Source organism: Nesterenkonia pannonica (genome assembly GCF_019575955.1).
GTDB classification, from domain to species: domain Bacteria; phylum Actinomycetota; class Actinomycetes; order Actinomycetales; family Micrococcaceae; genus Nesterenkonia; species Nesterenkonia pannonica.
This window is the reverse complement of the sequence record NZ_CP080575.1, coordinates 284149-309560: the sequence shown is the minus strand read 5'-3', so window position 1 is coordinate 309560 and position 25412 is coordinate 284149. Positions and strand designations below refer to the sequence as shown.

At 68.1% G+C, this 25412-nt stretch carries 37 protein-coding genes and 7 pseudogenes; 15 read left to right on the top strand and 29 right to left on the bottom strand.

Features of this window, described 5'->3' with window-relative positions; all coding sequences use genetic code 11:
• Window position 1 precedes the first annotated feature (1 nt).
• From K0H76_RS02370 to K0H76_RS02335, 8 genes and pseudogenes are all read right to left on the bottom strand, one after another.
• Window positions 2–633: pseudogene (locus K0H76_RS02370) on the bottom strand (aldehyde dehydrogenase family protein).
• Window positions 634–747: 114 nt separating this feature from the next.
• Window positions 748–2206 (bottom strand): annotated as a pseudogene (locus tag K0H76_RS02365) (YdiU family protein).
• Between the two features lie 175 nt (window positions 2207–2381).
• Window positions 2382–2936 carry a cation transporter gene (locus tag K0H76_RS02360; protein ID WP_258934327.1) on the bottom strand — a complete coding sequence of 185 codons (555 nt, stop codon included), beginning with the start codon at window positions 2934–2936 and terminating at the stop codon, window positions 2382–2384.
• Complete coding sequence (locus K0H76_RS02355; RefSeq protein ID WP_258934326.1) at window positions 2909–3187, bottom strand: hypothetical protein; 279 nt, start codon at window positions 3185–3187, stop codon at window positions 2909–2911. Before K0H76_RS02355 ends, K0H76_RS02360 begins: the two co-directional genes overlap by 28 nt.
• Before the next feature lie 92 nt (window positions 3188–3279).
• A pseudogene (locus tag K0H76_RS02350) lies at window positions 3280–3677 on the bottom strand (hypothetical protein).
• Window positions 3674–4315, bottom strand: coding sequence for a DUF421 domain-containing protein (locus tag K0H76_RS02345; protein ID WP_258934325.1), 642 nt, complete (start codon window positions 4313–4315; stop codon window positions 3674–3676). Before K0H76_RS02345 ends, K0H76_RS02350 begins: the two are co-directional and overlap by 4 nt.
• Before the next feature lie 47 nt (window positions 4316–4362).
• Entirely contained in the window at window positions 4363–4683 is a 321-nt protein-coding gene (locus K0H76_RS02340) for a DUF3253 domain-containing protein (RefSeq protein WP_258934324.1), read from the bottom strand.
• Complete coding sequence (locus K0H76_RS02335; RefSeq protein ID WP_258934323.1) at window positions 4680–4838, bottom strand: hypothetical protein; 159 nt, start codon at window positions 4836–4838, stop codon at window positions 4680–4682. Before K0H76_RS02335 ends, K0H76_RS02340 begins: the two co-directional genes overlap by 4 nt.
• A 91-nt stretch (window positions 4839–4929) precedes the next feature.
• On the opposite strand from K0H76_RS02335, the gene K0H76_RS02330 reads away from it, so the two are divergent.
• The 9 genes and pseudogenes from K0H76_RS02330 (at window position 4930) to K0H76_RS02290 (ending at window position 9197) form a co-directional block, all read left to right on the top strand.
• Window positions 4930–5343: a methyltransferase domain-containing protein gene (locus K0H76_RS02330; protein WP_258934322.1), complete on the top strand. Its 414-nt coding sequence runs from the start codon at window positions 4930–4932 to the stop codon at window positions 5341–5343.
• A 25-nt stretch (window positions 5344–5368) separates the two neighbouring features.
• Window positions 5369–5551 carry a hypothetical protein gene (locus K0H76_RS02325; protein ID WP_258934321.1) on the top strand — a complete coding sequence of 61 codons (183 nt, stop codon included), beginning with the start codon at window positions 5369–5371 and terminating at the stop codon, window positions 5549–5551.
• Window positions 5552–5623: 72 nt separating this feature from the next.
• Window positions 5624–6235: pseudogene (locus tag K0H76_RS02320) on the top strand (NAD(P)H-dependent oxidoreductase).
• A gap of 86 nt (window positions 6236–6321) precedes the next feature.
• Window positions 6322–7398 (top strand): annotated as a pseudogene (locus tag K0H76_RS02315) (type III polyketide synthase).
• Window positions 7399–7403: 5 nt separating this feature from the next.
• Window positions 7404–7625, top strand: a complete 222-nt coding sequence (locus tag K0H76_RS02310; RefSeq protein ID WP_258934320.1) for a hypothetical protein — start codon at window positions 7404–7406, stop codon at window positions 7623–7625.
• Complete coding sequence (locus K0H76_RS02305; RefSeq protein ID WP_258935515.1) at window positions 7589–8215, top strand: methyltransferase domain-containing protein; 627 nt, start codon at window positions 7589–7591, stop codon at window positions 8213–8215. Before K0H76_RS02310 ends, K0H76_RS02305 begins: the two co-directional genes overlap by 37 nt.
• Complete coding sequence (locus K0H76_RS02300; RefSeq protein WP_258935306.1) at window positions 8098–8454, top strand: FAD-dependent monooxygenase; 357 nt, start codon at window positions 8098–8100, stop codon at window positions 8452–8454. Before K0H76_RS02305 ends, K0H76_RS02300 begins: the two co-directional genes overlap by 118 nt.
• Window positions 8442–8861 carry a hypothetical protein gene (locus K0H76_RS02295; RefSeq protein WP_258934319.1) on the top strand — a complete coding sequence of 140 codons (420 nt, stop codon included), beginning with the start codon at window positions 8442–8444 and terminating at the stop codon, window positions 8859–8861. Before K0H76_RS02300 ends, K0H76_RS02295 begins: the two co-directional genes overlap by 13 nt.
• 54 nt (window positions 8862–8915) lie before the next feature.
• Complete coding sequence (locus K0H76_RS02290) at window positions 8916–9197, top strand: hypothetical protein (RefSeq protein ID WP_258934318.1); 282 nt, start codon at window positions 8916–8918, stop codon at window positions 9195–9197.
• 7 nt (window positions 9198–9204) lie between these two features.
• Here the strand turns inward: K0H76_RS02290 and K0H76_RS02285 are convergent, their stop codons facing one another.
• The 8 genes and pseudogenes from K0H76_RS02285 to K0H76_RS02250 all read right to left on the bottom strand — a co-directional run bounded on the left by K0H76_RS02285 (window position 9205) and on the right by K0H76_RS02250 (window position 14695).
• Window positions 9205–10062, bottom strand: a complete 858-nt coding sequence (locus tag K0H76_RS02285) for a UbiA family prenyltransferase (protein ID WP_258934317.1) — start codon at window positions 10060–10062, stop codon at window positions 9205–9207.
• A gap of 64 nt (window positions 10063–10126) precedes the next feature.
• On the bottom strand, window positions 10127–10543 hold the full coding sequence (locus tag K0H76_RS02280; protein ID WP_258934316.1) for a hypothetical protein: 417 nt from the start codon (window positions 10541–10543) through the stop codon (window positions 10127–10129).
• A gap of 291 nt (window positions 10544–10834) precedes the next feature.
• Window positions 10835–10990, bottom strand: coding sequence for a hypothetical protein (locus K0H76_RS02275; protein WP_258934315.1), 156 nt, complete (start codon window positions 10988–10990; stop codon window positions 10835–10837).
• Between the two features lie 96 nt (window positions 10991–11086).
• Complete coding sequence (locus tag K0H76_RS02270) at window positions 11087–11350, bottom strand: hypothetical protein (RefSeq protein ID WP_258934314.1); 264 nt, start codon at window positions 11348–11350, stop codon at window positions 11087–11089.
• Window positions 11351–11468: 118 nt separating this feature from the next.
• Window positions 11469–11822, bottom strand: a complete 354-nt coding sequence (locus K0H76_RS02265) for a hypothetical protein (protein WP_258934313.1) — start codon at window positions 11820–11822, stop codon at window positions 11469–11471.
• Window positions 11795–12637 carry a hypothetical protein gene (locus tag K0H76_RS02260; protein ID WP_258934312.1) on the bottom strand — a complete coding sequence of 281 codons (843 nt, stop codon included), beginning with the start codon at window positions 12635–12637 and terminating at the stop codon, window positions 11795–11797. Before K0H76_RS02260 ends, K0H76_RS02265 begins: the two co-directional genes overlap by 28 nt.
• Window positions 12638–12664: 27 nt before the next feature.
• Window positions 12665–13770: pseudogene (locus K0H76_RS02255) on the bottom strand (LLM class flavin-dependent oxidoreductase).
• Between the two features lie 7 nt (window positions 13771–13777).
• On the bottom strand, window positions 13778–14695 hold the full coding sequence (locus K0H76_RS02250; RefSeq protein ID WP_258934311.1) for an ArgP/LysG family DNA-binding transcriptional regulator: 918 nt from the start codon (window positions 14693–14695) through the stop codon (window positions 13778–13780).
• A 76-nt stretch (window positions 14696–14771) separates the two neighbouring features.
• On the opposite strand from K0H76_RS02250, the gene K0H76_RS02245 reads away from it, so the two are divergent.
• Complete coding sequence (locus tag K0H76_RS02245) at window positions 14772–15023, top strand: hypothetical protein (protein WP_258934310.1); 252 nt, start codon at window positions 14772–14774, stop codon at window positions 15021–15023.
• Window positions 14939–15493, top strand: coding sequence for a LysE family transporter (locus K0H76_RS02240; RefSeq protein ID WP_258934309.1), 555 nt, complete (start codon window positions 14939–14941; stop codon window positions 15491–15493). Before K0H76_RS02245 ends, K0H76_RS02240 begins: the two co-directional genes overlap by 85 nt.
• A 529-nt stretch (window positions 15494–16022) precedes the next feature.
• On the opposite strand, the gene K0H76_RS02235 is transcribed toward K0H76_RS02240, so the two are convergent.
• From K0H76_RS02235 to K0H76_RS02210, 6 genes are all read right to left on the bottom strand, one after another.
• Complete coding sequence (locus K0H76_RS02235; protein ID WP_258934308.1) at window positions 16023–16307, bottom strand: hypothetical protein; 285 nt, start codon at window positions 16305–16307, stop codon at window positions 16023–16025.
• Entirely contained in the window at window positions 16274–16543 is a 270-nt protein-coding gene (locus K0H76_RS02230) for a hypothetical protein (protein WP_258934307.1), read from the bottom strand. The genes K0H76_RS02235 and K0H76_RS02230 overlap by 34 nt, the downstream gene beginning before the upstream one ends.
• 365 nt (window positions 16544–16908) lie before the next feature.
• Window positions 16909–17115, bottom strand: a complete 207-nt coding sequence (locus K0H76_RS02225) for an NAD(P)-binding protein (RefSeq protein WP_258934306.1) — start codon at window positions 17113–17115, stop codon at window positions 16909–16911.
• 151 nt (window positions 17116–17266) lie between these two features.
• Window positions 17267–17527 carry a hypothetical protein gene (locus tag K0H76_RS02220; RefSeq protein ID WP_258934305.1) on the bottom strand — a complete coding sequence of 87 codons (261 nt, stop codon included), beginning with the start codon at window positions 17525–17527 and terminating at the stop codon, window positions 17267–17269.
• Window positions 17524–18117, bottom strand: coding sequence for a hypothetical protein (locus tag K0H76_RS02215; protein WP_258934304.1), 594 nt, complete (start codon window positions 18115–18117; stop codon window positions 17524–17526). Before K0H76_RS02215 ends, K0H76_RS02220 begins: the two co-directional genes overlap by 4 nt.
• Complete coding sequence (locus K0H76_RS02210) at window positions 18069–18368, bottom strand: hypothetical protein (protein WP_258934303.1); 300 nt, start codon at window positions 18366–18368, stop codon at window positions 18069–18071. The genes K0H76_RS02215 and K0H76_RS02210 overlap by 49 nt, the downstream gene beginning before the upstream one ends.
• Before the next feature lie 168 nt (window positions 18369–18536).
• On the opposite strand from K0H76_RS02210, the gene K0H76_RS02205 reads away from it, so the two are divergent.
• Both K0H76_RS02205 and K0H76_RS02200 read left to right on the top strand, forming a co-directional pair.
• Window positions 18537–18914, top strand: coding sequence for a dimethyladenosine transferase (locus K0H76_RS02205; RefSeq protein WP_258934302.1), 378 nt, complete (start codon window positions 18537–18539; stop codon window positions 18912–18914).
• A gap of 418 nt (window positions 18915–19332) precedes the next feature.
• Window positions 19333–20070 carry a CGNR zinc finger domain-containing protein gene (locus K0H76_RS02200; protein ID WP_258934301.1) on the top strand — a complete coding sequence of 246 codons (738 nt, stop codon included), beginning with the start codon at window positions 19333–19335 and terminating at the stop codon, window positions 20068–20070.
• 318 nt (window positions 20071–20388) lie between these two features.
• Here the strand turns inward: K0H76_RS02200 and K0H76_RS02195 are convergent, their stop codons facing one another.
• The 7 genes and pseudogenes from K0H76_RS02195 to K0H76_RS02165 all read right to left on the bottom strand — a co-directional run bounded on the left by K0H76_RS02195 (window position 20389) and on the right by K0H76_RS02165 (window position 24064).
• Entirely contained in the window at window positions 20389–20586 is a 198-nt protein-coding gene (locus K0H76_RS02195; protein ID WP_258934300.1) for a hypothetical protein, read from the bottom strand.
• A complete protein-coding gene (locus K0H76_RS02190) occupies window positions 20550–20972 on the bottom strand; it encodes a hypothetical protein (protein ID WP_258934299.1) in 423 nt (140 codons plus the stop codon). The genes K0H76_RS02195 and K0H76_RS02190 overlap by 37 nt, the downstream gene beginning before the upstream one ends.
• A 63-nt stretch (window positions 20973–21035) precedes the next feature.
• Window positions 21036–22384: pseudogene (locus K0H76_RS02185) on the bottom strand (MATE family efflux transporter).
• A gap of 26 nt (window positions 22385–22410) precedes the next feature.
• Window positions 22411–23097 (bottom strand): CPBP family intramembrane metalloprotease, encoded by a 687-nt coding sequence (locus K0H76_RS02180; RefSeq protein ID WP_258934298.1) that lies wholly within the window; start codon window positions 23095–23097, stop codon window positions 22411–22413.
• Window positions 23098–23153: 56 nt separating this feature from the next.
• Window positions 23154–23339: a hypothetical protein gene (locus tag K0H76_RS02175; RefSeq protein WP_258934297.1), complete on the bottom strand. Its 186-nt coding sequence runs from the start codon at window positions 23337–23339 to the stop codon at window positions 23154–23156.
• Between the two features lie 96 nt (window positions 23340–23435).
• Window positions 23436–23585: a hypothetical protein gene (locus K0H76_RS02170; protein WP_258934296.1), complete on the bottom strand. Its 150-nt coding sequence runs from the start codon at window positions 23583–23585 to the stop codon at window positions 23436–23438.
• Window positions 23585–24064 (bottom strand): hypothetical protein, encoded by a 480-nt coding sequence (locus K0H76_RS02165; protein WP_258934295.1) that lies wholly within the window; start codon window positions 24062–24064, stop codon window positions 23585–23587. The genes K0H76_RS02170 and K0H76_RS02165 overlap by 1 nt, the downstream gene beginning before the upstream one ends.
• A 59-nt stretch (window positions 24065–24123) precedes the next feature.
• Here K0H76_RS02165 and K0H76_RS02160 point away from each other — a divergent pair, with 59 nt between their 5' ends.
• On the top strand, window positions 24124–24264 hold the full coding sequence (locus K0H76_RS02160; RefSeq protein ID WP_258934294.1) for a hypothetical protein: 141 nt from the start codon (window positions 24124–24126) through the stop codon (window positions 24262–24264).
• A gap of 543 nt (window positions 24265–24807) precedes the next feature.
• Window positions 24808–25380 carry an HAD-IA family hydrolase gene (locus K0H76_RS02155; RefSeq protein WP_258934293.1) on the top strand — a complete coding sequence of 191 codons (573 nt, stop codon included), beginning with the start codon at window positions 24808–24810 and terminating at the stop codon, window positions 25378–25380.
• The last annotated feature ends 32 nt before the right edge of the window (window positions 25381–25412 follow it).

The following is a 25412-nucleotide window of genomic DNA, read 5'->3' as shown; positions in this document are numbered from 1 at the left end:
GTCAGCGAAACGCCCTGAACCCGGGGTCCTCCAGGACCTTCTCCGCATCGCTGCTGTTGAGGTACATGTTCGTGTAGACCCCGCGCGGCAGTCCCGCCTCCTCGAGGATCTCCTGGAACGTCTGGGATGAGACCGGGCAGATCGCGGCCTGCTTCATCAGGACCGCGTTGCCGACCATCAGGTTGGGCACCGCGAACCGGGCGATCTGGTTGTAGGGGAAGTTCCACGGCATGATGCCCAGCAGCACGCCCAGGGGTCATGCTTCACGTAGGTCCGCTCGGCGCCCTGGGCCTCCGGCAGCTCGGTCGGCTCCAAGAAGCCGGGACCGTTGTCTGCGTACCAGCGCATCGTGAAGGCCACCTTGTTGGCCTCCTTCACACCTTGGGCGTGAGGCTTGCCCATCTCCCGGCCGATGATGGCCGCCAGCTCGTCCACACGAGAGTCAAAGATGTCCGCAGCGGTGCGGAGCACCTCGGCGCGCTTGGCGACCGGGGTGTCGCGCCACTGCTGGTAGGCGCGGTCGGCGTCCTCGATGATGGAGGGATCTGCTCCGGCGGGACGGAGTCGAAGGTCTGCTCGGTCTGGCCTGTGTTCGGGTTGGTGACTGCGAAAGTGCTCATAGGCCCCATTCAACGCCTGAGGGCCCTCCTCGTACAGAGGTTTCGGCAGGAGCAGAAAAGCGCCGAAGCGTATTCCCGAGGCGCGCGGCCGTAGTCAGATTCGCGCAGCGGCCGCGGACCGCCGGGCTCAGGTGCCGCAAAAGGTCCGGTAGGCGCCGAAGTCCTCCGGGCTTACTCCGCGCAGCGCTCCAGGCTGGGGCGCTCCTCGTAGGGCCTGGTCACGGCGTCCAGCAGCTGGTGCATGGGATCCATGCTCCCCGCGACGGCTGCGGAGAGGGCCTCCTCCACCAGGTGGTTCCTGGGGATGTAGGCCGGGTTGACCTGATTCATGAGATCGGCGTCGGGTCCGAGCTGCCGCCAGCGCCGAATCCAGTTCTCGAAGGCCGCCGGGTCGCTGACCAGATTCGGCTCCAGCTCAGATCCATCGGAGACGGCATGGCTGAGGCGCCGGAAGAACGAGGTGTGGTCCACCTCGCGCTCTTCGAGCAGCGTCAGCAGCTCATTCATCAGCGGGGCGGCAGTGTCGGTGTCGACCTCCTCGCCCAACCCCATTTTGGCCCGCGCTCCGGCTGACCAGGCCGCGCTGTACTGGCTGCGGAAGCCGCCCAGGGCCTCTGTGGCCATGGCCGCAGCCTCCTTCTCATCCTCGTGCAGAAGCGGAAGCAGGGTTTCAGCGAAACGGGTGAGATTCCATTCCGCAGCGAGGGGCTGGTTTCCGTAGGCGTAGCGTCCGCCCCTGTCGATGGAGCTGTAGACAGCGCTGGTGCTGAACGCGTCCATGAACGCGCACGGCCCGTAGTCGATGGTCTCGCCCGAGATGGTCGTGTTGTCGGTGTTCATCACCCCGTGGACGAAGCCCACCAGCATCCACTGCGCCACCAGCGATGCTTGGGCACTGATCACACCCTGCAGCAGCCCCAGATAGGGATTCTCAGCCTCAGCGACCTCCGGGCAGTGCCGGTCGATGGCATGGTCGGCGAGTCTGCGCAGAAGATCCGTATCCCCCATTGCCTGGGCGTACTGAAAAGTGCCCACGCGCAGGTGGCTGCTGGCCACCCTCACCAGCACCGCCCCCGGCAGCTCCGCCTCCCTGTAGACGGGCAGGCCGGTTCCCACGACCGCCAGGGATCGTGTGGTGGGGATGCCCAGTGCGTGCATCGCCTCACTGATCACGTATTCGCGCAGCATCTGTGCCACGCCGGCTTGGCCGTCGCCGCCGCGGGCAAACGGTGTGCGCCCTGAACCCTTCAGGTGCACGTCGTGCGGGGCCCCGTCGGCACCCGCGAGCTCGCCGAGGAGCAGGGCCCTGCCGTCGCCCAGCCTGGGCGAGTAGCCGCCGAACTGGTGACCGGCGTAGGCCTGGGCCACGGGCGTCGCACCCTCAGGCACGTCGCCGCCGGTGAGCAGCCGAAGCCCCTGCTGGCTGCGAAGCTCCGAGGCGTCGAGCCCCAGGTCCGCTGCCAGCGGCTCGTTGAGCACGAGAAGCCGCGGGTGGGGATGTCCTGCGCCTGCCACGGGATGCCCAGCTCGGGGAGCGAGTGGGCGTCGCTGCGCAGCTGCATGGTGGACTGTGCTGAAGCACTCATCCATCCACCGTACGCGGCGCCCCTGGGGGTGCGCTGGCCGCAGTGTGCGCTCAGGCGCGAGGCTGCGGCGGGGGCGCCTTGGTGGTGAATGAGATCGTGATCCAGCTGTGCGGATCCTCGCCGTCCAGCTGGGCGCGCGTCTCGTCGCGGATGCTGTCCCACTCCTCCAGGGGCCTCAGCCCTTCTCTGCGGGAACGTAGTAGATGACGTCGATGGTGCGGGCCCGCCCCTGCTGCGCCGCATAGACCCGGTGATCGAGGAACCCGTGGGACGCGGCGACGGCACCTGCGGCCTCCTCCGCCTGCACCTTCAGCTCAGGAGGGGTCACCAGTGAGATCTCGGCAACCGCGCGGCGCAGGGTGGAGAACGGCACAGGCAGCAGCACCAGCGCCACGAGCGCCAGCACCGCGGGATCGACGTAGGGCATCAGCCATTCCGCGTCGGTTCCGTCGATCAGCGCACCGATGAGGAACGCGACGAGGAGAGCGCTGGTCACACCGCCCGCCATGATCCAGCCCTTCACATCGATGGCCACCAGCGCTGAGTTCAGCGTCCTGTTCGCGCGGTGCTCGACGAAGCCGATGGCGAACGTCAGAACGACCACGACACCGGCATAGATCACGGCAGCGCCGAACTCCACATCGCGCCCGCCGCTCAGCAGCGCCGTCACGGCCTGGAACAGCGCGTAGGCGGCCACGGACATCATGAGCAGGGCATTGACGGCCAGCACGATCGGCTCAAAGTGCCAGAACCCCATGGTGAAGCGCTCATGCGTGCGCTTGACAGCTCGTTGGCAGCGGACTTCGCGATCAGCCCAGCCAGAGTGATGGAGACCACGGACATCACCGCGTCGACGAGGGAGAAGACGCCGTCGAAGAGGATTGCGAACGATCCCGAGATGAGCCCGAACCCTACCCCCAGAGCTGCGACGAGGAGGATCCCTGCCAAAGAGAGCTTCAGCGCCTGCTGTTCGGTGCGCACGAGCCGCTCACCTTTCTATGAGCTTGCCTCCCAGGGAGGCTGCGGCCCCGCGGCGGGGACGCGTTCTGCGTCGTCGCCGCGGGGAGCTGCGATCACTTTCGGCGTGCGATGAGGGCGACGGCAATAGCCGCCAACCATGCATCCTTCGCCACGGGGGTGCCCTGCTGCGAAGGCCGCACGCCGTCTGCCTCGGTCATGTCGTCATTGCGGAAGTACATGCTGAGCATGCCCGCGGAGAAGCCGCCGAGAGCCAGGCTTACCAGCCGGTTGGGGACCAGGGGGTGAGCAGCGCTGCCCCCACGGCGATCTCCCCGTAGGCCAGAGCCTTGCCGAACGTCTCCGGGGAGAGGTTCTTCACCGCGGGGACGCCGGTGGCACCCATCTGCTGCAGGCCGGCGGCGGAGTCCTTGTCCAGCTTCAGCTTGCCGATGCCCGCGTTGAGGATGAACGCCCCGGGGATGGTGCGCAGGGCCAGGGTTGAGAGCTTCATAACGATCTCCAGCGTGTGTAGGGGCGGGAGGCGCGCGGCCTCGTCCGATCTTTCAGGATCGAGATTACAGGCCCGCAGGGACCTTCGGGCCTAGTTGCTGCCGTGACCGTCTTCACGGTCCTTGCCGACGAAGGAAGCACGCTGGATGCGTCGCCCACCGCGTCCTCGCCGATGACCAGCAGGGAGCCGTTGGCCTCCAGCACCACCGCAGAGACGCCCGCAAGGGAGCCCTTGCTCGAGGACCGGACCGCGGTGTGCACGTCGTCCTCCACCAGCTGGTGCCGGCGCATCTGGTGCCGATGGAACTCGCCCTGGTAGTAGACGAGGACCGGGGGCGCATCCAGCATCCGCCGGATCCGCGGGGATCGGCCGCGGGCCCACGCCAGAACCCACTGCAGCAGAATCAGCATGAACAGGGCGAAGACTGCCTGAGCCAGCGGAACGTCGACGGCCGTCAGCGTCCGTCCGAAGGCTGAACCGATCGTGATGGCAATGATGATGTCCAACGGAGTCATCGACGCCATCGTTCGTGCGCCCGACAGGCGCAGCATGATCACGAGCGCGAGGTATCCGGCGAAAACCGTGACCAGGGTGTGGACGATGGGGTCCCACCCGTCCCAATATTGAGTGATATCCATGGGGCGACCATGTCAGCACCCGCAGGCCGTGTCCAACGGGCGGGGGCTCAGAGCTGCAGGCCGGGCCCCAGGCGGATCGGACCCTTGGCGTCGGCCTCGGCCAGCTCACCCTTCTGGGTGATGCTGATCTGCTGCTCGGAGGCCATCCCGGCGGCGACGTGCCGCACCGTCTCCATGAGGTCGCGCCACTGCTCGCCGCCCACCACCTTGGCCGCGTCGCTGGGGCAGATCGTGGTCCCATCGCGGTGCCGGAGCAGGGCACGGACTGCGGCGGCGATCCGTTCACGGCGCCCCTCCTCGGTGGGCTCCCACCAGGGGTCTCCGCGCTCCCCGAGCGCCACCTTGGCGTCCTGCACACGGAACCTCACCGCATCCCCTGCGTCTTCACCAGACGCCGGGCAGCCATCAGCTCTTTGACGAGCTCGGAGCGCAGCTTCTCCGGGATGCTCGGGTCCGAGGCACGCCAGCGTCTGCCGTCGACGACGATGTGCCTGCCGTCCTCGGTCCTCTCAGGCTCGCCCATGCGAGGCACTCTACGCCGCAGGCATAGCGCCCGTGACGAGAGCGTTGCCCTACACGCTGGACACGCAGCAGAGACCCGAAAGGCGGACCCCATGGACGACCTGAGCCCCGCAGAGCACTGGGAGAAGCGGTACGCAGAATCCGACCGGGTCTGGTCAGGCCGGGTGAACCCCACTCGAGTCGCTCGTGGCGGACCTGGCCCCGGACGCGCGCTGGACCTCGGCTGCGGCGAAGGCGGCGACGTGCTCTGGCTGGCCCAGCGGGGCTGGCGAGCCACCGGCATAGACATCTCCGCGACAGCCGTCGCCCGCGCCGAGGCGCATGCCGAGGAGGCAGGGCTGCCTCAGGGTCAGGCCGAGTTCGTGGCGGCGGAACTGCCTCAGGGCATTCCGGACGAGCCCTTCGACCTGATCACCGCCTCCTTCCTGCAGTCCACCGTCGAGCTGGACCGGCAGGGCATCCTCGAAGCGGCTGCGGCGCGCGTCGCCCCGGCGGCCGCATGCTGATCGTCTCCCACGCCGAGCCGCCGCCATGGGCGAACCACGATCACGGCCCCGCCAGATGCCCACCGTGGAGGGCGACCTGCGCGCCCTGGCGCCCGTCTCCGACTGGCATCTGCATGCTGCGGAGAATCGCCGGAGGAGCACCGTCGGCCCCGACGGGCAGGACGCAGTCCTGGAGGATGTCGTCATCTTCGCCCAGCGCATCGGCTGACCAGCCCGCGCTGCGAGGCTGCCACCACCCGGTGCCCAGGCCGCCCTCAGAGTCGCACCCTAGCGTGCACCTATGGACAAGCCGCTCACAGCCGTCGCCCTGAACTGCACTCTCAAGCCCTCCCCGGTGAATCCAGCACAGACGTCATCATCGACCAGCTCGCCGAGCAGCTCCAGGAGCACAGCGTCAGCTGCGAGACAGTGCGCCTGGTGGACCACAGCGTGGCCCCAGGCGTGGAGGCCGACATGGGCAGCGGCGACGAGTGGCCGCAGATCCTCGAAAAGATCAGCGGCGCCGACATCCTCATCTTCGCCACACCCACCTGGCTCGGCCACATGTCCAGCGTGGCGCAGCGCGCCCTGAGCGCCTCAACGCCGCTTATGCATGCGAAACCGACGAGCAGGGCCGCCCCGTCATGTTCGGCAAAGTGGCCATCACGGCCGTCGTGGGCAACGAGGACGGGGCGCATGCGATCATCGCCGACGCGTTCCAGGGGCTCAACGACATCGGGTTCAGCATCCCCGCCCAAGGAGCCACCTACTGGAACCACGAGGCGATGAACCCCAAGGACTACAAAGACCTCGAGGAGACCCCGAGGCCGTCGCCGCCACCAACCGCACCTCTGCCGCCAACGCCGTGCACCTGGCGCACCGCCTCGCTGAGGCGCCCTATCCCGGTCAGTGATCACCCATCGGAGAACCTGCTGATCAGAGCGCCCTGAGCGGTGCGCTCTCATGGGAAACCCGTCGAACTCGTGATGTAGTGGCCCTATGACTGCGCGCATCGTCTCCATCGGCACCGCCGTCCCCGGTGCCGCCCTGCCCCAAGAGCGGCTGCGGGCCTTCTTCGCAGGTCAGCCGGATGCCGCCCCCTGACCAAGCGCCTGATCGGGGCAGCATTCGACGCTGCAGCGATCAGCACCCGGCACACCGTCCTGCCCGGTCTGCACGGTCAGGCCGACGGCGTCTACACCCAGGAGGGCGACGAGCTGCTGAGGCCCAGCACCGGCACACGCAACGAGACCTACCGCCGCGAGTCCACGCCGCTGGCCCTTGACGCTGCCCAGGACGCCCTCGACCAGGCGCAGCTCGAGGCATCCCAGGTGACCCATCTGATCACCGTCTCCTGCACCGGGTTCTTCGCCCCCGGCCTGACTACCGGCTGATCCGCGACCTCGGCCTCCCGCGACCGCAGAGCGGAGCCACCTCGGGTTCATGGGATGCGCCGCGGCGATCCCGGCTCTGCGCCAAGCCGCGCACATCACCGACTCCCAGCCGCACGCCGTCGTGCTGGTCGTCAGCGTGGAGCTCTGCTCACTGCACATTCGCAGCAGCAGCGACCCCGAACAGATCGTCGCCTCCTCCGTCTTCGCCGACGGCGCCGCCTCAGCCGTGGTCACCGCTGACTCCGGGCGAGGACGCAGCGGCGGGCTTGCGCTCGGCCGCTTCGCCACAGCCCTCACCGACGAGGGGGAGGCGGACATGGTCTGGACCATCGGCGACCACGGCTTCGAGATGAAGCTCTCCGCCGAAGTTCCCGCATCATCGGCCGCGAGATTCGCGCCGCCGTCGCTCGCCTGGTCGGCGAGACGCACCCGCCCCACACGTGGGCGGTGCACCCCGGCGGCCGCAGCGTCCTGGACCGCGTCGAGAAGGGGCTCGAGCTCAGCCCCGAAGCATTGGACTCCTCCCGCTCGGTGCTTCGCGACTACGGGAACATGTCCAGCGCGACCATCCTGTTCATTCTCCGGCGGATCATGGAGCAGCCCACCCTCCGCGCCGATCGCCGCGCTGGCCTTCGGGCCCGGGCTCACCGTGGAATCCGCCCTCCTGCACCCGGTGAGCTGAGAACGATGCCCTTCCTGGCGCAGCGCGACGAGCACCTGCAGGAGCTCATGGACGACCTGAACTGCGATCCGAAGCGCCTGGACGCCACGTTCCGGCGCTTCGACTGGTCAACCGGGCCGTCTCCGGGTGGGACACCATCTACCGCTCACACATCCGGCCGTTCCTGCAGAGCACCGGACGGCGCTCACGCGTGCTGGACCTTGGGTCAGGCGGCGGCGACGTGCTGAGGCGCCTCTCCGCCTCGCGGACAAGGACGGCCTCGATGTGGAGTGGACCGGCGCCGACCCCGACCCCGAGCGCACCGGGCGGCCACGGCGGACCAGCCCCCACCGTCCGATTCCTCTGCACGAAGGCCGAAACGCTGCTGGACTGCGGAGAAACCTTCGACATGGTGCTCACCAACCACGTGATCCACCACATCCCCGCCGCCGAGCTGGACCAGTTCGCACACACCTCCCGCCTGCTCGCCACCGGACTGGTCCTGCACAATGACATCGCCCGCAGCCTACTGGCCTACGCGCTCTTCGCCGCGGGCATCACACCGGTGAGCCCCGGCACCTTCCTGCGGACGGACGGGCTGCGGTCCATCCGGCGCAGCTACACCCCGGCCGAACTCAGCCGCGCCCTCGGGGACCCATGGACGGTCACCGCAGCTGCTCCTTCCGAGTCCTCGCGGAAGCGCCGGCGGTGCCTGACGTCATCGTCATCGGGGCCGGTCCCGTCGGCCTGCTGCTCAGCGCTGAGCTTCAGCGGCTGGGGGTGGACGTCCACCTGCTCGAACAGCGCCCCACGCCGGGCCCCGGCAGCAGGGCCATAGGGATCCACCCGCCTACTCTGTCCGCGATGGAGCCCTCCGGGGTCACCGAGCAGCTTCTGCAGCACGCCCTGCGCGTCCGCACCGGCGAGGCTCGCGCGGTACTACTCCTCGGCACCGTGCAGTTCGACGCCCTGAAGCGCCGGTTCCCCTTTGTGGCGACGCTGCCCCAGGAGACGACCGAGGCGGTCCTGGGCGCCGCCGCTCCCCGCCTGAGCGCGGAACGCCCGTGCAGCAGCTGACTCCCGCGACGACCACGTCGGCATCCGCACCGACGCCGGCTGAGCGCACAGCACCTCTGGTGGTGCTCACCGGCGGCGCCCGCTCACGAAGCCTCGTCTACTCCCAGCCGCAGGCGCACCAGTATCCGGACCGCTACCTCATGGTCGACGCCGAAGCCGGTGACGGGCCGGACGAGGCAGCGGCAGTCATCCACCTCGAATCCCACGGGGTGCTCGAATCCTTCCCCCTCCCCGGCGGACGGCGGCGCTTCGTCGCATGGGATGCCCCCGGCAGCTCGGCTGAGCCTGCCGCCCAAGCCGAGCGCATGGCCCAGCTGCTCAGCGGCCACCGGGCAGCCGCAGATCCTGAGCAGGTGCGGGCGTTCGGGGTCCGGCGGTTCGTCGCCCCCGCATGCGCAACGGCTTAGCTGCTCGTCATCGGCGACGCCGCCCATGAGGTCAGCCCCATCGGCGGGCAGGGCATGAACCTCGGCCTGCTCGACGCCGCAGCGCTTGCGCCGCTGCTGGCCCGCTGGACGCATACCGGGGCGTCCCCTGACGCTGATCTGCGAGCCTGGGAGCAGGATCGTCTGAGCTCGGCCAGGCGGGCTGCCGCGCTGGCAAGCCTCAACACGCGCCTCGGACGGCGGGCCTCACCGCCGGTGCAGTTCGCGCGCAAGCAGCTGGTCCGCACGATGCTGGGACCCGGCTCCGGCCGTCTGTTCGCTCACGCCTACGCCATGGGCTTCGACGCCCACTCCTGACCGGGCGCTAGGCCGTCAGGGAGCCGCCCGAGAGAATGAGCTGCACCGCCAGAATCAGGGCAGCGAGCATGACGAGGCGGAACTGCAGCCGTCCTGCGCGGACCCCTCGTCCCACAGCGACGGTCACGACGGCGAGCACGATGACCGCCGCGCAGAGAGCCCAGGAGACGACGGGCACCTCGGCAGCATTCCACTGGGCCGGGCCGAGCGTGGCGGCGGCGGCACCCACCACGACCGCCGCTGAGGCGCTGACGGCAGAGATCTGTCCGCCGAGGCGGTGCGGGAGTCCGCGAATGCCGGTGCGGGCGTCGTCATCCAGATCGGGAAGGACGTTGGTGAAGTGCAGCGCCACACCGAGTGCCGCACCGGTGCACCACACCCACGCCCCGGCGAACTGGGCGGACTCCGCGGCCAGGGCCAGCAGCGAGGGAAAGATGCCGAACGTCACCATGTACGGCAGCACAGACAGCGGGGTGGCCTTCAGTCCGGCGTTGTAGCTCCAGGCGGAGGCAAGCGCCACCGCGTGGGCGAGCAGCAGTCCCACGCCGAGCGGGGCTGACAGCAGCAGGGCGAGGGCCAAGCACGTCCACGTGGCGGCCCAGGCCGTCCGCACGCTGATCACGCCCCGGGCGATCGGCTTGTCCGTGCGGCCCACCGCACGGTCCCGCTCGGCGTCCAGAGCGTCATTCGACAGGCCCACCGACAGCTGCCCGGCGAAGACGGCCGCTGTGAGCACGGCTCCGCGCCAGAGCTCCAGCTCGGCGCTGACCGCGAGGAGGCCCGCCAGGGCCGTCACCACCAGGGTCGGGCCCGGGTGAGAGGACTTCCATAGGGCGCCCAGCACCGACTCGGAGGCTCTTTCCATGGGTGCCAGTCTGCCCGGACCACGGCGCAAAGGCATATTCAGGCCCCAGGCAGCTCGGGGCCGCTCACTCGTCCCAGAGGCCCGCGTCACCGTCCAGCAGCCAATGATGGCGCATGGTCAGGGCACGTTCCACGGCTGCCAGAGCAGCGGCGACCACCAGAGTGGTGTTCGCCCAGGTAAGCAGGTGCAGCGGGGACTCGAACGTGCCGAGGTTCTCCGCCGCCCATGGGATCGCCGTCACGGCTTCCACGGTCTGGGGCAGCCTGAGGAGGAGAGCGGTGATCAGGATCGCGACGGCGGCGCGGCCCAACCATCGGCTCAGAGCAGGTGCGCGGCGTCCCAGGGCAGCACGAAGCCCCTCGCCGGACTGGGGGTCCGGCGTGAGCAGCTGACCGTCCTTCGCGGATACGCCCTGCGGCACATAGTGGATGCGCTTGAGCCCGGCGAAGCTCGCGGCCGCTTCGATCTGACCGCCCTCCACCGGAAAGCTCGCTTACAGGTCCGCGGAGGCATGATGGGCGCCGTTGCGGTAGACGTTGGCCCGGTAGGCCCCGAGTAGCTGCTGAAGTCGAAAAAGTCGACGTCGACGGTGTAGACCACACCGCCCGGCTCATCGGGAGCGGCGGTGCGCAGGTGGAACATGGATCTGGAGAGCGGCTGCCACCAGCGGTACGCCTTCAGCTCATGGCCGTCTCCTGGTCTGACCTTCTTGAGCCTGCGGCTGCGGCGCCATCTGCTGAGCATGCTCGCCAGCGTAGGCCGCAGAATGGCCTCAGGGCCTCAGGGCCTCAGCCCGCAGGCGTGCATCGCTTACGCCTTTCTGATGACTGCCGGAATGCGCCCCAGGGATGACGACGGGGACTGCAGCACTCGGCAGAATGATGACCATGACGACATGGATCAGCAGCAGAGCAGCTGTGGAAGGCACGTGGATGGAAGGGCTGCAGGACTGGGTCGACGGGCTGCCCGAAGCGCTGCAGTGGCTCGGCGTCGCCGCGCTCTCTGCCGTCCCGTGGCTGGAGTCCTATACGGGGCCCTTCTTCGGGATCATTGCAGGGATGCCCTGGTGGGCGGCGCTGGTCTCAGCCGTCCTCGGCAACGCGATCGCGGTGGCCGCTCTGGTGTACATGACCCATGGCCTGCGCACCGCGGCGCTGAGCCGAGAGGACCCGGAGGCGGTGCCCGAGAAGAAGCGCAGGCGCCGGGAGAAGGTCCAGCGGCTCCTGGACAAGTACGGCGTGCCCGGCGTCGCCATTCTGGGGCCCTTTGCCCTGCCCAGCCAGCTCACTGCGCCGCTGATGGTCAGCTTCGGCGCCAGCCGTCACAACGTGATGGCGTGGATGCTGGTATCGATCATCCTGTGGGGCTTTTCTCTGTCGCGCTCACGATCTGGCTGCTCTCCGTCATCAGCTGACCGCTGTTGGACCGCCGTCGCTGGTGAGGCGATCGGCGGCGCTGCTAGCTCTGCTCCTCGTCGCGGGGTAACGCTGGGCCTCTCTGGAGCCCTCGGTCAGGTCCTTGATCGCCACGTTGTCGTCGAAGTTGGAGCCGAACGCTCCGGCCACGGTGCCCATCGACGCTGCCATCCAGGCAATCTCGACGTAGTTGATGAACTCACCATCGGCGTCCTCGACCGACTCCGCCAGGAAGCCCGGATCGATGAGCATCAGGGCCATGGCAAGGATGGTGAAGAAGAGCACCAGGTACAGCGAGGTCACCGACACCAGCAGACTCAGCACGGTGGAGGCGTTGTAGACCATCGCCTCGCGCCGCCGCCGAAGTCGGCGGGACGGTCCCACAGCCGGTTCGACACGATCAGCCACGCCACCATCGCCGTCACGGCGATGATGCTGGCCAGCGCAAGCCGCCACCAGGGCAGCGCGTTGGACATCTCCCAGATCGTGGTGAAGAAGACGCCGAAGGCGCCCGTGGCCACGCTTACCGCGAACACTTTGGACAGCTTCAGCATCGACCACAGGGGCTCATTGGCGACCACCATGCCCATGAGCATCCATATGCGGCTCGGCACAGGTGCTCGCGGGTTGATGTACACGGTGTCTTCGCCGCGCTGGTCCCGGACCTGGTTGATGAGCCCGCCTTTGACGCGCGCCTCATCCGCTGACTCGTGGATCAGCGCACGAACGGCGCCGTTGAGCTGGAATCTCAGCCCGCCTCTGCAGCCGACGGGCCCCAGGGCGGGCAGTGAGATGACGGCCAGCTTCTCCTGGAAGTGAAGCTCCGTGGTCTTGGACCGTCGGCCCGCGGTACGCGGCACCTCGGTGACCACCACGGTGATGTCCGCCTCAGAGTCGCGCGCCCACTGCTGAGCGGTGTCCAGGTCCAGGGTGCCGTCCTTGCGCAGCGGGATCAGCACCTGTTCGTGCTCGACTGAGTATTCCTGCGCCCAGTCACGGTTCTGCTCGTCCAGAATCTTCCGCATGATCAGGGACGTGCGCCCCGGGTCGGAGTAGATGGCTATCTTTCGATGCGCACGATCCCCTTGGGCCTCGTGGACCTCATCCTGTCCCTGATTCTCATGATCGACGTCGCGCTCGTCAGTTTCGGAGGAAGACACGCGCCGGAGCGTACAACGAAAGTCTTATCAGACGCTGGCCGTGCGGTCCGCGTGTCCTGAAAGGGCTGAGTCGCCGAGCTTCTCCAGCACCAGAGGCTTCACCTTCGAGCCGTAGAGCTCGATGGTCTCCATCATGTGCTCGTGCGCGAGGGATCCGTTGCCGTATTTCAGGCCGAAGCGGGTGAGGCCCAGAGCCTCCTTGGTGCGGACGATCTTGTCGGCCACAGTCTCCGGGGACCCGACGAAGAGGGCGCCGTGCTGGATCTCCTGCTCGAACTGGTCGCGTCCCGGGCGGCCCCGCCCCATCCTCGCTCACTGCCCAGCTGCGCCATCAGATCCGCCCAGGAGGGGTAGAAGATCTCCTTGGCCTTCTCATCCGTCTCCGCCACAAATCCGTGCGAGTGGCTCGCCACGCGAAAGTCCTGCCCGTGGCCGAACTCCTGCAGCGCCCGGTAGTAGAGGTCGACCATGGGCGCGAACCGCGGCGGGCGCCTCCGATGATCGCCAGCTCCAGTCCGACGCCGTGGCGGGCAGCCCGCACCACCGAGTTCGGGGTGCCGCCGACGGCGATCCATGTGGGCAGCCCGTTCTCGTGGTCGGTCTTGGGGAAGATCTCCTGGTTCTTCAGGCTACTCGGGTCTCGCCCTGCCAGCTGACCTTCCCCTCGCTGCGCAGCTTGACGAAAAGGTCCACCTTCTCCTCGAAGAGCTTCTCGTAGTCGCTCAGGTCGTAGCCGAAGAGAGGGTAGGACTCGATGAAGCTTCCTCGCCCCAGGGAGACCTCAGCCCGGCCTCCGGTGATCCTGTCGATCGTGGCGAACCGCTGGTACACACGCACCGGGTCGTCGGAGGAGAGGACCGTCACGGCACTGATCAGCTTGATCCGCTCGGTCGCCGCGCCCACCGCCGAGAGCACGACGTCGGGGCTGAGATCGCGTAGTCGGCTCGGTGGTGCTCGCCGATGCCGATCACATCGATCCCCACCGAGTCAGCCATGCGCGCCTCCTCCACGACGTTGCGCAGCACCTCGGGCTGGGAGAGGGTGCGGGAGCCGTCCGGGGTCTTGGTCACGTCCCCGAAGGTGTGGATTCCGAACTCGAAGTGGTCAGTGCGGCGTTCGTTGCTGATCGTCATAGTCAGCTCAACCGCCGAGACCGCCGAACAATTCCTTCAGATTTGAAGTACTTTTGCGGCGCGGCGCACCGCGTCGGTCAGCCGGTGCATGTGAGAGGCATTGGTCGACCATCGGTGCCAGTGCAGCTGCACCTCCTCCGGGGCCAGCTCCGGAATGACCTGCAGGTCCCGATGCGCACCCTCGCGCACCCCGGGGCAGCATCGAATCCGGAATGGTGCCCCACCCCAGGCCGTGCCCCACCGCAGCGTTGTACGCCTGCACGCTGGGCACCAGGTGCGTGATCGCAGGCGAGCCGACGCCCAGTCCGGCGAGCGCGGCGCGCTGAGTGTTGTCCCGGATGCTGTAGTCCACCTGCGGAACGCGCCGCCAGTCCACGGTGCCGTCCTCGCGCCGGTGACGGTCCAGCAGCTCGGCCGAGGCCACCGGCCAGTACCGCATCGTGCCCAGAGGCTCGGAGACGCACCCGGAGACAGGAGTGGGATGATCCGCCACCGCCGCGGCCACGGTCCCGCTGCGGAGCAGCTCATGGGTGTGCTGCTGATCCTCCGTGTGGAGGTGCAGCTCGACACCGTCCCAGGTGGCCGCCTCCTGCAGGACCCGGATGAACCACGTGGCCAGGGTGTCGGCGTTGACCGCGATGCTGATGGTCGTCACGGGCTGGGCCTCCGCCGACTGGAATCCCAGGGCGGCCCGCGCCTCGTCCTCCAGCAGGAGCGTCTGGCGGGCGATCCGCAGCATCTGCTCGCCTGACGCGGTGGGCCGCACAGGCACGGTCCTGGTGACGAGCACGTGCCCGACCTCGCGCTCCAGGGCCTTGATGCGCTGGGAGAGGGCCGAGCCGGAGACTCTGAGCAGGTCCGCGGCGGCCCTGAAGGTCCCCTCGTCCACGGCGGTGACGAATGCTCGCAGATGATCAGTGTTCATCGTATGAAGCATAGCTTCAGATGCTGAAGAATTGTGAGCTGGTGCGGAAAGGGTCCCGGGGCCCAGGATGATGCCCATGACCATTCTGCTCACCGGATTCCTGACCACCATGGCCCTCATCGTGGCGATCGGCCCGCAGAGTGCGTGGCTGCTCCGCCAGGGACTGCGCCGAGACCGAGTGGCCCTGGCCGTGACCGCCTGCCTCATCGGCGACATCGCCCTGATCGCCCTGGGGTCGCCGGCGTGGGAGTCGCGCTCGACGCGGCCCCGTGGCTGCTCGACGTCCTGCGCTGGGTGGGCGTCGCCTACATCACCTGGTTCGCCCTGAAGTCGTTCCGGTCCGCCTGGCGCTCACGCGCCGGCGCCGACGCCGACCAGCGCAGCGAGACCGTGGAGGAGGCCCTCACCAGCGAAATGCCCGCCGTGGACGCTCACTCCCACGCCCCGGCGGAGACGCCGCGAGGCGGAACGGCCACCCTCCAGCGCGCCGCCGCACCCGCCCTCTCACGGGTCTCCGCGGTGCTGATGACCGGCCTGGCCCTGTCGCTGCTGAACCCGCACGCCCTGGTGGACACAGTGGTGGTGCTGGGCACCATGGCCAACAGCTTCGGAGACGGACGGTGGGCCTTCGCAGCGGGCGCCGTGGCAGCCTCCGTGCTGTGGCACGCGGCCCTGGGCGCAGGAAGCTCGGCTCTCGCCGGTGTGCTCAACCGCCCCCGCACCTGGGTCATCATCGACACACTCGTGGGAGTCACGATGCTCGTCGTGGCCGGTATGCTCGCCGTCAGCGGGCTGTAGGAACCTACGAGCCGCGGTGCTCCAGCCCGAGATCCCTGAGCACCGCGGTGGCCGCATTGAACCCGCCCATGCCGTGGGCCCCGCCGCCCGGGGCGTCGATGAGGAGCACAGGTAGACGCCCTCCGGGCCCAGCGCGTAGGGCCGCATCGGGCGCGGACGAGCGACCATCTGCCCCAGAATCGGCAGGCCGCCGCTGATGGAGCCGCCCACCAGGTTGGGATTCCACTCCTCGAGGTCCGCGGGGCTCCAGACCCTGCGCTCGAGGACCACATCGCCGAACTCAGGGGCCTGGCTCGTGATCTCCTCCTCGATCATGCGCACCGTCCGCTGGGCAGCCGAGGCGTCGAGGCCCTGCGGCACATGCGCGTAGGCCCACATCGTCTGCCGATGGTCCGGGGTGCGCGTGTCGTCCGCCGCTCCCGCCTGGGCCATCAGAACGTAGGGACGTCCGGGAACCACGCCGCGGGCAACAGCAGCCTCCCAAGCAGCGATCTGAGAGGCAGAGCCGCCCAGGTGCACCGTGCCCGCCTCAGCCATGCGGGGATCGCTCCAGGATGGGCCCGTCGAGCAGGTAGTCCACCTTGACTGCGGCCGGTCCGTACTTCCACCTGCCGAGACGGCGACGCAGCCACTCCGGCATCTCCAGGCCGTCCATGCGCAGCAGCTGCTGCGGCGTCAGGTTCAGCACCACCACGTCATAGACGTCCTCGGCGGCGCGGGGCGATCCCCCTCCGGACCCGGCGAGCGTGTAGCCGCGGCGCCTCGCGTCCCGGCGCGTCCTCACCCGTCCCGCAGGCAGGTCGGCCTCCGCCATCGACTCCACCGAGAACCCCGTTTCGATGCGGCCCCTCGCTGCACCAGGCTCTCAACCAGCTGATTGACCAGCTGCTGGGAGCCTCCTCGCACCACCGGCCAACCGTTGGCGTGCGCGGCCGCACCGAAGAGCACGCCGAACGCCGAGGTCATCATGCTGCTCAGCGCCGCCGAGGAGTGGCTTACCAGCCCCGCAAAGAGGGCACGGGTCTCCTCGCGGGCGAACAGCCTGTCCACAGTGCGCGCAGGAAGGGCGCCCTGCAGCCCCAGCTGCGCCAGCGCATACCCTCCCGAGCATCGCCCCGCTGCCGAAGGGCAGCCCGTCCAGGCGCTCCGAGAGCGGCACGTCGTCGGTGACGCGGGTCAGATCGTCGTACCGGTAGGCGAACGGGCGAGTGGGCGGGACCAGAGCGCCCCTGCGGACGTCCTCCCACTGCCGCACCAGAGGACCGACCAGGGCTTTCCACCGGCCGCCGTCGGACCCGAGACCCGCTGCGGTCTCCTCCATCGAGGCGTGCAGCAGGGCCGCATGGCCGCCGTCTATCCCGTGAGCGGCGGGTATGGCGGGATGAGCCCAGTCAGGGCTGCGCTCCAGGACCGAGTCATAGGCGGGGAGGCGATGCTGAGCGGATGCACGCTCGCGCCGAGATCACTGATGAGCCCCTCGCCGAACAGCTCAGCCGAACGCAGCGCACCCCCACCGCCTCATCGGCCTCGAAGAGCGTGACCTCAGCGCCTACCTGGGCAAGGCGGTTCGCAGCCACGAGACCATTGGGACCGGACCCCACTACTGCGGCGCGCCATGCCATAGCCCCTAGCCTACTGCTCGGACCCGCTCCACCTGAGCGGCAATATTGCGGATGAACACCACCAGCCAGCTGAACAGAATGGCCGCCCCGACCAGCTCCATGGAGGTCAGATTCCAGTAGTCCATCGGAATCCACAGGACGAACGAGAAGATCAGCGCCCCGCGGCAACGTAGCTGAACAGATAGAACGACCTCGGAAAGCCCGGCAGCCAGTACGGAATGCCCACCAGCAGAATGAGGAAGAACAGGGCGAACCCGGCGCTGGCGACCACATGGCCGTCGTGGTGGAGACTGATCGGGATCAGGCCGATGCCCGCCAGCGAGACCCCCATGCCGACCATGCAGGCACGCACCACACCGATCCGCGGGTTCCAGAAGTGCGCGTCGAGACTGTTGGACACCCGGGCGGTCACCGCCGCTGCGCGCGAGCCCTCTTCGGCGCGCTGCTGCCGCTGAGCGATGCGTCTGCCGACCTTGATCCGGGCTGCCTCAGCCCACAGTCGCAGGTCCCGGCTGATGAAGCCCGTGAGCGTGGTGATGATGATCCCCGACACCACGAGCGTGGTGTTGAACGTCCAGAAGCTGGTGGTGCCACCTGTCCGGTTCCCAGCTCGGAGAACATGACGTGCCACCAGTACGGATTCTCCGCGAAGAGCGTGGAGATCAGAATGCCGCTGGCCATGAAGATCGCCAGGATCGTCGACAGGGAGAACGCTGTGAGCCGGGCTCCCGAGTTGAAGGCGAAGTAGCCGCTGACGGCACCCACCAGTCCCAGCAGCACCGATCCGGCGATGTGGTCGACCGTCAGGCCGATGAAGGCCTCCTGAAAGACGCGGAAGATCCCGAGCGAGGCCATCACCGCGATCGAGCTGTGCATCACCACGAGGGACAACGTGTCGATCACCTGCTGCAGGGCGGGGCGCTGGCCCATCCAGATATTGGCCATGCGGGTGTTCAGCGACCATCCGACGATGAAGGCCATGCCTGCGGTGACTCCGCCCACCACAGCTCCGTAGAACTGAATGGACATGTCGTCGTTTCCCGCCAGCGCAGGCCGCTCCCCGGGAAGACCACGAAGCCCACCAGCAGTCCGATGACCGCTCCCAGGAGCAGCGACCAGATGGCTCTGGACTCGATGAGGACCTGGAGCCGAGCGTGCGACTCCGCCTGAGGGCCGGTGGCGTGGGCGTGGTGCTCGGCATCCTCGACGGCTGCCCTGGCGGCAAGCTCTCTGGCTCTGCCGTGCGTGCCCAACAAGCTCATCACCAATAATTATCATCCCCGGCCTATCGCCGGGTCGAGGTGCCCGGGTAATGTCACAGACATGCACGACGACGAAGCTCCGCTGGCACTGAACCTCGGCAAGCACGCCGTCGGCGCGCGAATCCGGATCGCCGCCTCCCCGAGGAGATATGGGCCCTAGTGTCCAATCCCCACCGGCACCACGAGTTCGACGGCTCCGGCTCCGTTCAGTCCCAGGCCATCGGACCCGAGGAGCTGCGCCGGGGCGACCGCTTCAGCGTGCACATGCGCAGGTTCGGCATCCCCTACAGGCTTCCGCTGCGCGTGACCCGGTCTGAGCATCAGCGGGTGCTCGAATGGAAGCAGCCCACAGGCCACCGCTGGCGGTGGGAGATCGAACCGGACGGCGAGGACGTGATCGTCACCGAGGCGTTCGACGCGGCCAAGCAGCTGCCGCCGGTGCGCGCCGGACTGAAGGCTGCCGGAGTATTCCAGGACAACGCCGCGAACATCCGAGCCTCGCTGATACGGATGCGCGGACTCTTCCTGTCTCCCTGACGGCCCTCGCCGCTGCGGAGAGCCAGCCCTACTCTCGAGTACACTCTGTGCACAAGCGTCTGCCCCCGACGGCCGTTACCCGTCTGCAGATGCTTCTACGTTGCACCGCGTGACCGGCTCGTCGCACCTGGCCGGTCACGCCGAATCGGCAGGAGAGGCTGCATGTTCAACCCGAGATCAACCGCGCCCTCAGCGCGGCCGCCGAGCTCATCAATACAGAGGCGGGTCTCCGAAGCAATCACGAAACGTCTGACACTCTGACCACAGTGGAGGACCTGAAACGATATTCAGGCCAACAGGATCCGGGCCTCGGCTGGCCCACCTCGACTGTCGACCGCCCCAGCTGGAGAAGGCGCGAGCGCTTCGCACCGCCCTCCGCCAGATCTGGCACCAGGCCCCCGTCACCGGCGGCAGGCCGATGGAGCAGATCAATGACCTGCTCCACGGCGTGGGCACCCGGCTGGAGAAGGTCGAGAACCGGGGCAAGACGGAGCCGCCGTTCCGGCAGGCTCCCGTTCCCGTGTCGAAGAAGCTCGGCGACATCATGACGGCCACCATGGCCGCAGCCCTGACCCGGCTGGTGGTGGAGGAGGAGACCGCGCGCATGCGGATCTGCAAGGGCGAGGACTGTGAGGCCGCAATCATCGATCTCACCCGGAACCGTTCCAAACTGTTCTGCGACTTCGGCAACTGTGCGAACCGAGCGCATGTGCGCGCCTACCGGGCGCGACAGGCAGCCGTGCGCAACGGCCGCCGCCCTGCTGCGGCGACTCCGCAGGCGCCGCAGGAGGATCTGCCGAGGGAGCCGAAGCTGAACAAGCCGTCTTCGGCGGAGAAGGCCGCGGCCATCGAGCAGCCCACGTCGGAGTCCGCCGTGGCGGCCAAGGAGTTCCGCGATCAGATGCGCACTGAGCTGATGGACGCCCGCGCCGAAACCGGGAAAAAGTCGAAGAAGAAGAAAAGAAGTAGGCCGGAGGCGCTACTCAGCGTCCCGTCCGTAGGGGGCTCGCCATGCTCACGGCGGGCCTCCTCCTGCTTTCGGCGGCGCTCCTTCTCACGCCGCTGCGCCACCTGCTGGCGGTACAGCTCCTCGGCGTTCTGGTTCACCCCCGAGCCTTGGCTGAGCTCCTCCGGGTTCTCCCGCGACGCCAGCTGAAGCATAGAGACCAGCAGCAGCGCGGCAATGAAGGCGATGCCGAAGGCAAGCAGGGCCAGGTTGACCGGTGAGCTGAGGCCGCCCATATCGCCCCCGCCCTGTTCGACGCGCGGGTTGTCCGTGCCGCCGGAGGTTGCCAGGAACACCACGGCCGCAGCGACTGCCCCCAGGATCCCCGAAAAGATCAGGGAGCCTTCACCGACTGAAGCAGGAGCGGCGCTACTCTGATCATCGGACACGTGCAGATTCCAATCGGACGGTGTTTCGGGGCCACATCATTCTACTGCTCGTAGAAGGAGCAGTGCGACCGTTTCGCTCTCAGCTCCGACGGGCCTCGTACGTCAGCCCCGCAGCACTGATGAGCAGCAGTGCCGCGGCAAGGATCATTCCCATGCCCGCAGTGCCAGCCACTACATGAAGATCCGGGCCGTGCCAGATGAAGAGGGCGATCCCGGTCAGGGCGGTCACACCTCCCACCGTCATGTGGTCCCGGGTAAGCACGAACTCTCCGCGCACCAGGGCCCCTCCGATGAGCTCGAGGGCTCCCATGGCGAGCAGGTACGCGTAACGGCGACAGCGACTGCCCAGCTGGCGCCCATGAGCACCAGCACTGCACCGCTCAGGGTCCAGAGGGCAGCGCCCGCGGCCAGCATCGTCCGGAGGCGCTGGGGCACATGCGAGCTCTTGGCGTACTCCCAGACCATGGAGGCAGTCACGATGAAGAAGGCGGCCATGACCACCTTGCCGATGAAGAACGCGTTGTCACCCCACAGGCCGATCAGATCCTCGTTGCCGGTCCAGAAGGTGGCGAAGATGCCGAAGGCGGCGGTGAAGGCGGCACGAAGCCACACGGGCCGCTGCAGGGCGGCCGCGGTCTCGACGGGAACTCTGGTCACGGACACGGCCGAGATTCTACGCCGTCCTGAGGCGCTTCGGGGCGCAGGACCTCTGCGCGGGACCTCCGATCAGCGCGGACGGCGCTCCCGGTCGGGCTCTCCGAGCCGCATCCAGCGGTCAGTGAGGATGCGCAGTCCGAGGGTCAGGGCCCGGGCGCCCATGAAGACCACGGCGAACGCCATCCACAGCCACAGGATCCCGGCAGGTCCCTCATGGCCCAGCGCGGAGACCCACCAGAGCACCGGCAGGTAGATGCCCAGTGTGACCAGGCCCGCCACAGCCAGGTAAGCCACATCGTTTACGCCCATGAGCACCCCGTCGAGAATGAACACGAAGCTTACCAGAGGCTGCGACGCCGCGAGGACGAGCAGGGCCACGGTGATGCTTGCGGCGACCTGCTCGTCGGGTGTGAAGAGCAGCGGCGCCCACGGCGCGGAGAGCGCGACGACCAGCCCCGTCACCACGCCGAAGCCCAAGGACCACAGAATCATCAGCCGCGTCATCCGCTGTGCGTCCTGCTTCCGGTTACTCCCAGCTCGCGGCCGATCAGGGCCTGCGCAGCAATGGCGAGCGCGTCGAGGGCGAAGGCCATGGTGGAGAACACGACGAAGGCCACCTGGTGCGCCGCCAGGACCTCCGGGCCCAGATCTGTGGCCGCCAGCACGGTGGCCACGATCGCCGCACGCAGAGACAGGGTCCGCAGGAACATCCACCCGCCCACAGTGCATGCGCTGCGCAGCCCCAGGGGTCGGGCATGAGGACACCCGTGGGCCCGGAGCCTGGGGGCGAGCATCATCAGGTACGTGATGGCCATTCCCCACTGCGCTGCTGAGGTGCCCAGGGCCGCACCCGCGACACCCATGCCCAGCACGTGCACCAGGACGAGGTTGAGCAGCGCGTTGGCCGTGAAGCCGACCCCGGCGACGACCAGCGGCGTCTTGGTGTCCTGAAGCCCGCGGAGGGTTCCCACGGCAGCGAAGACCAGCAGCATCGCGGGCAGTCCGGGAAGGGACCACAGCAGATACGCCCAGGCGTGGTCGAGCACTGCGGCGTCGGCTCCCATGCGGCTCAGCAGCTCTCGGCCGAAGGCGCCGCGCACGAGTGCCAGCCCTGTTCCCAGGAGGACGGCCAGCCATACCCCGTCGCGCCCGGCCGCCAGAGCCCGTCCGTGCTTTCCTGCCCCCAGGAACCGCGCGACCGCCGGAGTGGTGGAGTAGGCCAGGAAGATCATCAGCCCCACCACCGTCTGCATCACGGTGGTGCCGAGGGCGGCTCCGGCGAGGGGCTCGGTGCCCAGACGGCCGATGATCGCCGTGTCGGCGAGCAGGAAGAGCGGCTCGACCACCAGGGCCCCCAGTGCGGGGACGGCTAGGGCCAGGATCTGTCGGGGCAGGGAGCGCGGCTTAGCCCTCCTGATGGCCCGCGACGGTGCCGGGGCTCACCTCAGAAGAGGATGACGGCGAAGTCGTCGACATAGGGAAGCAGGAAGTACATGCTGCAGACGGCCACGATGTTGTTGAACGCGTGGACGAACCAGGCGAACGCGAGCGAGCGTCCGCTGAAGATGTATGCCAGCGTCATGATGATCGACATCGTCAGATAGGTGAACAGCGAGGTCATGATCAGCATCAGGTCCCCGGTCACCAGCTCTGCAGTCACGTGGACGGCTGCGAAGATCAGGATCGAGATGACCGCGCAGACCCAGATGTTGAGCTTGGTGGAGAGCTTGCCGACCAGCTGGTGCCTGAAGAAGTACTCCTCAATGTAGGGCACCACGATGCCGAACAGCAGCAGAGCGGCCCAGAACGGGACCACCTGCATCATGGCTTCCAGGCCTACCTGGTTCTCTGAGGTGGTCGGCTCCTGGCCGAAGATCGCCATGATCAGAAGAGTGATGATCAGGTTGGCCACGATCGTGACCAGCCACAGGCCCGGTACGGCGAGCAGCTTGAGGAACGCCAGCCCGCTGTGCGTGAACACCCGGAAGCTCCTGATGAGGGCCTTCAGGTTCAGCGGCAGGATCAGAGCCAGGAGGATCCCGAAGATCACCGCGTTCTCCGCGAACTGCATCATGTAGTCCTCGTCGCTGAGCGACACCCCGCCCATGGGGTCCACACCCGCGGCGTTCATCACCAGCGTGAGGATGGTGGTTCCGATGAGGAAGAACCCGAAATAGGGGATGGCGGTCAGCAGATCCCACCATGAGAGCTACCCGGGTCGGAGTCCGGCTGGCCCCACAGGCGGGTCGGAAGCCCCTTGGCCGGGTACCTGACCGCGTACTTGTCCGGGTGCCCGCCGTCCGCGGGCTGGGCCCCGTAGTACGGCTGATGAGGGGCAGGGGCATGCGGTCCGGGCGACTGCTGTTCATTCACGCCGGTCAGCCTAGCGGCCCCTCCCTGACGACGTACTCAGCCTTTCGAATGATCTTCTCGGGTCATCCGACGGCGGGGCTGAGGGAGGGACGGGGCTCACATGGGGTCGGGGCTGGGCGTCAGCAGCGTCGCGTTGCGGAGGTCGCGTATGCGCCGGGCCTTCTCCGCCACCGCGTAGTCCTCATCCGAGATCGGCTCCCACCGGCTGATGCGCATCGCGGAGCCGTCCTCGTTCAGCGCCACCATCACCGGGAGCCCGTAGGCGACGTCCTCCGGTCGTCGTTCGGTGCGGTCTCCGCCCCTGACACGGACCAGCACGTGCATTGAGGTGCTCCCGGTGAGCACCAGGCGCGCCTCGACCTCGACCAGATCCCCACTTTGATGGGGCGGTAGAACCGCACCCCGCCGGTGAGCACCGATGTGACCCGGTGGCCGCTGAAGCGCTCTGCGCAGATCTCCGCAGCCAGGTCCACCCATTTCATCACCGTGCCTCCGCGGACCTTGCCGTCCGGGTAGCGCTCCTCAGTGTCCGCCACGAACCGCATCGTCAGAGCCTCGGAGTCGCCCATGGACTCGGGCAGCTCGCGGATCTCATCCTCAATCTGCCTGCGGTGGTCCATACGGCGGGCAGCGTCGACGTCACGGCGGGTCTCCAGCTCCGTGGAGGGCTCGAAGGGCTGCACCTCGACCGGCTCGCCGTCCTCGCCGACCGCCACGTAGATCATGAAGCACTCGGTGCAGACCTTCCACGACCCTCTGAGCGGGAGAGGACTCTGGTCTGGATGTGGACGCTGCGGCGGCCGGTGTGGACCACCCGCGCCTGCACCCGTACGGGGTGTCGCGAGGAACGGGCCGGGTGAAGTGCATGTTCCCCACGTACGAGGTCACGCACTGCGCGCGGGTCCAGGAGGCCGCACAGGCGTAGGCCGTCTTGTCGATCCAGTCCACCACGGTGCCGGCGGCGACATTCTTCTTCGACGACGTGCCCGTGACCTCTCTGAAGGTCAGCTCAATCTTTGCTCGTCGCGCCACGGGCCTGACTCTACCCGGTGGCGCGCATCACAGGGCGGCATGGAGCACCAGTGCATAGGATGATGAAGAAGCACAACCCTGACCGAAGCAGATCCCGATCCGCAGAGACGTCTGAGGCTCCACATGCATCCCTTCGAGAACCCCTTCCGCCACAGCGCAGAGGCGAAGAGGCACGCCCTCCGCCACTTCCGCGCCGTCATCTTCGACATGGACGGGGTCGTCACCGACACCGCCGGCGTCCACGCCACGGCATGGAAGGAGCTTTTCGACGCCGCGCTGCCAGAGATCGCCACGCGCCGCAGCCGGAGTTCACTGAGGAGGACTACCTCAACTATGTGGACGGACGGCCGCGCGAGGACGGCGTGCGCAGCCTGCTCAGCGCCCGCGGGCTGCCCGTCCGTGAGGGCTTACCGGGGACTCGCCGGAGACCCTGTCGGTGCACGGCCTGGCGGCGCGCAAGCAGGGGTACTTCGAAGAGGTCCTCAACCGCGACGGCGTGGACACCTTCAGCACCACCGTGACCCTCATCGAGCGGCTGCGCAGAGACTCCATCCCGATTGCGCTGGCGACCAGCTCGCGCAACGGCCGCGAGGTGCTCCGCCGCGCCGGGCTGATCGACTGCTTCGACGTCATTGTGGACGGCTCAGACATCGCAGAGCTCGGCCTGCCGGGCAAGCCCGCGCCGCACATGTTCCTGCACGCGTCGGCGCTGCTGGCCGTGGAGCCTCAGGATTCCATCGTCATCGAGGACGCAGTCTCCGGGGTCCAGGCCGGGCGCGCGGGCGACTTCGGCATGGTGGTGGGCCTGAACCGGGGCGATGACCCGAAGCGGCTCAAGGAGGGCGGGGCCGACATCGTCGTGAAGGACCTCGCGGTCGCGAAGCTGGAGACCAGGACCACCCGGCCCTTCGACCCCAGGTGGGTGCTGCGCTACGACGAGTTCGATCCGGCCGCGGAGCCCACCCGGGAGACGCTCACGGCCACGGCCAACGGCTACTGGGGCACCTGAGGGTCCTACCCGGGCACCTCGGCCGACGCCAG

Bases quoted from the DNA above. Each gene is read 5' to 3' on its own strand.
- K0H76_RS02325 (WP_258934321.1), top strand. From the start codon at position 5,369: ATGGGCGAACCACGATCACGGCCCCGCCAGATGCCCACCGTGGAGGGC.
- K0H76_RS02225 (WP_258934306.1), bottom strand. From the start codon at position 17,115: ATGGCATGGCGCGCCGCAGTAGTGGGGTCCGGTCCCAATGGTCTCGTG.
- K0H76_RS02290 (WP_258934318.1), top strand. From the start codon at position 8,916: ATGAACCTCGGCCTGCTCGACGCCGCAGCGCTTGCGCCGCTGCTGGCC.
- K0H76_RS02165 (WP_258934295.1), bottom strand. From the start codon at position 24,064: ATGATCTACGTGGCGGTCGGCGAGGACGGCGAGCCGGTCGAGGTGCAG.
- K0H76_RS02170 (WP_258934296.1), bottom strand. From the start codon at position 23,585: ATGGTGGCGCTGAACGAGGACGGCTCCGCGATGCGCATCAGCCGGTGG.
- K0H76_RS02200 (WP_258934301.1), top strand. From the start codon at position 19,333: ATGGAGCAGATCAATGACCTGCTCCACGGCGTGGGCACCCGGCTGGAG.
- K0H76_RS02235 (WP_258934308.1), bottom strand. From the start codon at position 16,307: ATGGCGGAGGCCGACCTGCCTGCGGGACGGGTGAGGACGCGCCGGGAC.
- K0H76_RS02245 (WP_258934310.1), top strand. From the start codon at position 14,772: ATGACCATTCTGCTCACCGGATTCCTGACCACCATGGCCCTCATCGTG.
- K0H76_RS02310 (WP_258934320.1), top strand. From the start codon at position 7,404: ATGCCCTTCCTGGCGCAGCGCGACGAGCACCTGCAGGAGCTCATGGAC.
- K0H76_RS02345 (WP_258934325.1), bottom strand. From the start codon at position 4,315: ATGGATATCACTCAATATTGGGACGGGTGGGACCCCATCGTCCACACC.
- K0H76_RS02335 (WP_258934323.1), bottom strand. From the start codon at position 4,838: ATGGGCGAGCCTGAGAGGACCGAGGACGGCAGGCACATCGTCGTCGAC.
- K0H76_RS02330 (WP_258934322.1), top strand. From the start codon at position 4,930: ATGGACGACCTGAGCCCCGCAGAGCACTGGGAGAAGCGGTACGCAGAA.
- K0H76_RS02265 (WP_258934313.1), bottom strand. From the start codon at position 11,822: ATGGTCTACAACGCCTCCACCGTGCTGAGTCTGCTGGTGTCGGTGACC.
- K0H76_RS02285 (WP_258934317.1), bottom strand. From the start codon at position 10,062: ATGGAAAGAGCCTCCGAGTCGGTGCTGGGCGCCCTATGGAAGTCCTCT.
- K0H76_RS02250 (WP_258934311.1), bottom strand. From the start codon at position 14,695: ATGAACACTGATCATCTGCGAGCATTCGTCACCGCCGTGGACGAGGGG.
- K0H76_RS02180 (WP_258934298.1), bottom strand. From the start codon at position 23,097: ATGAACGCCGCGGGTGTGGACCCCATGGGCGGGGTGTCGCTCAGCGAC.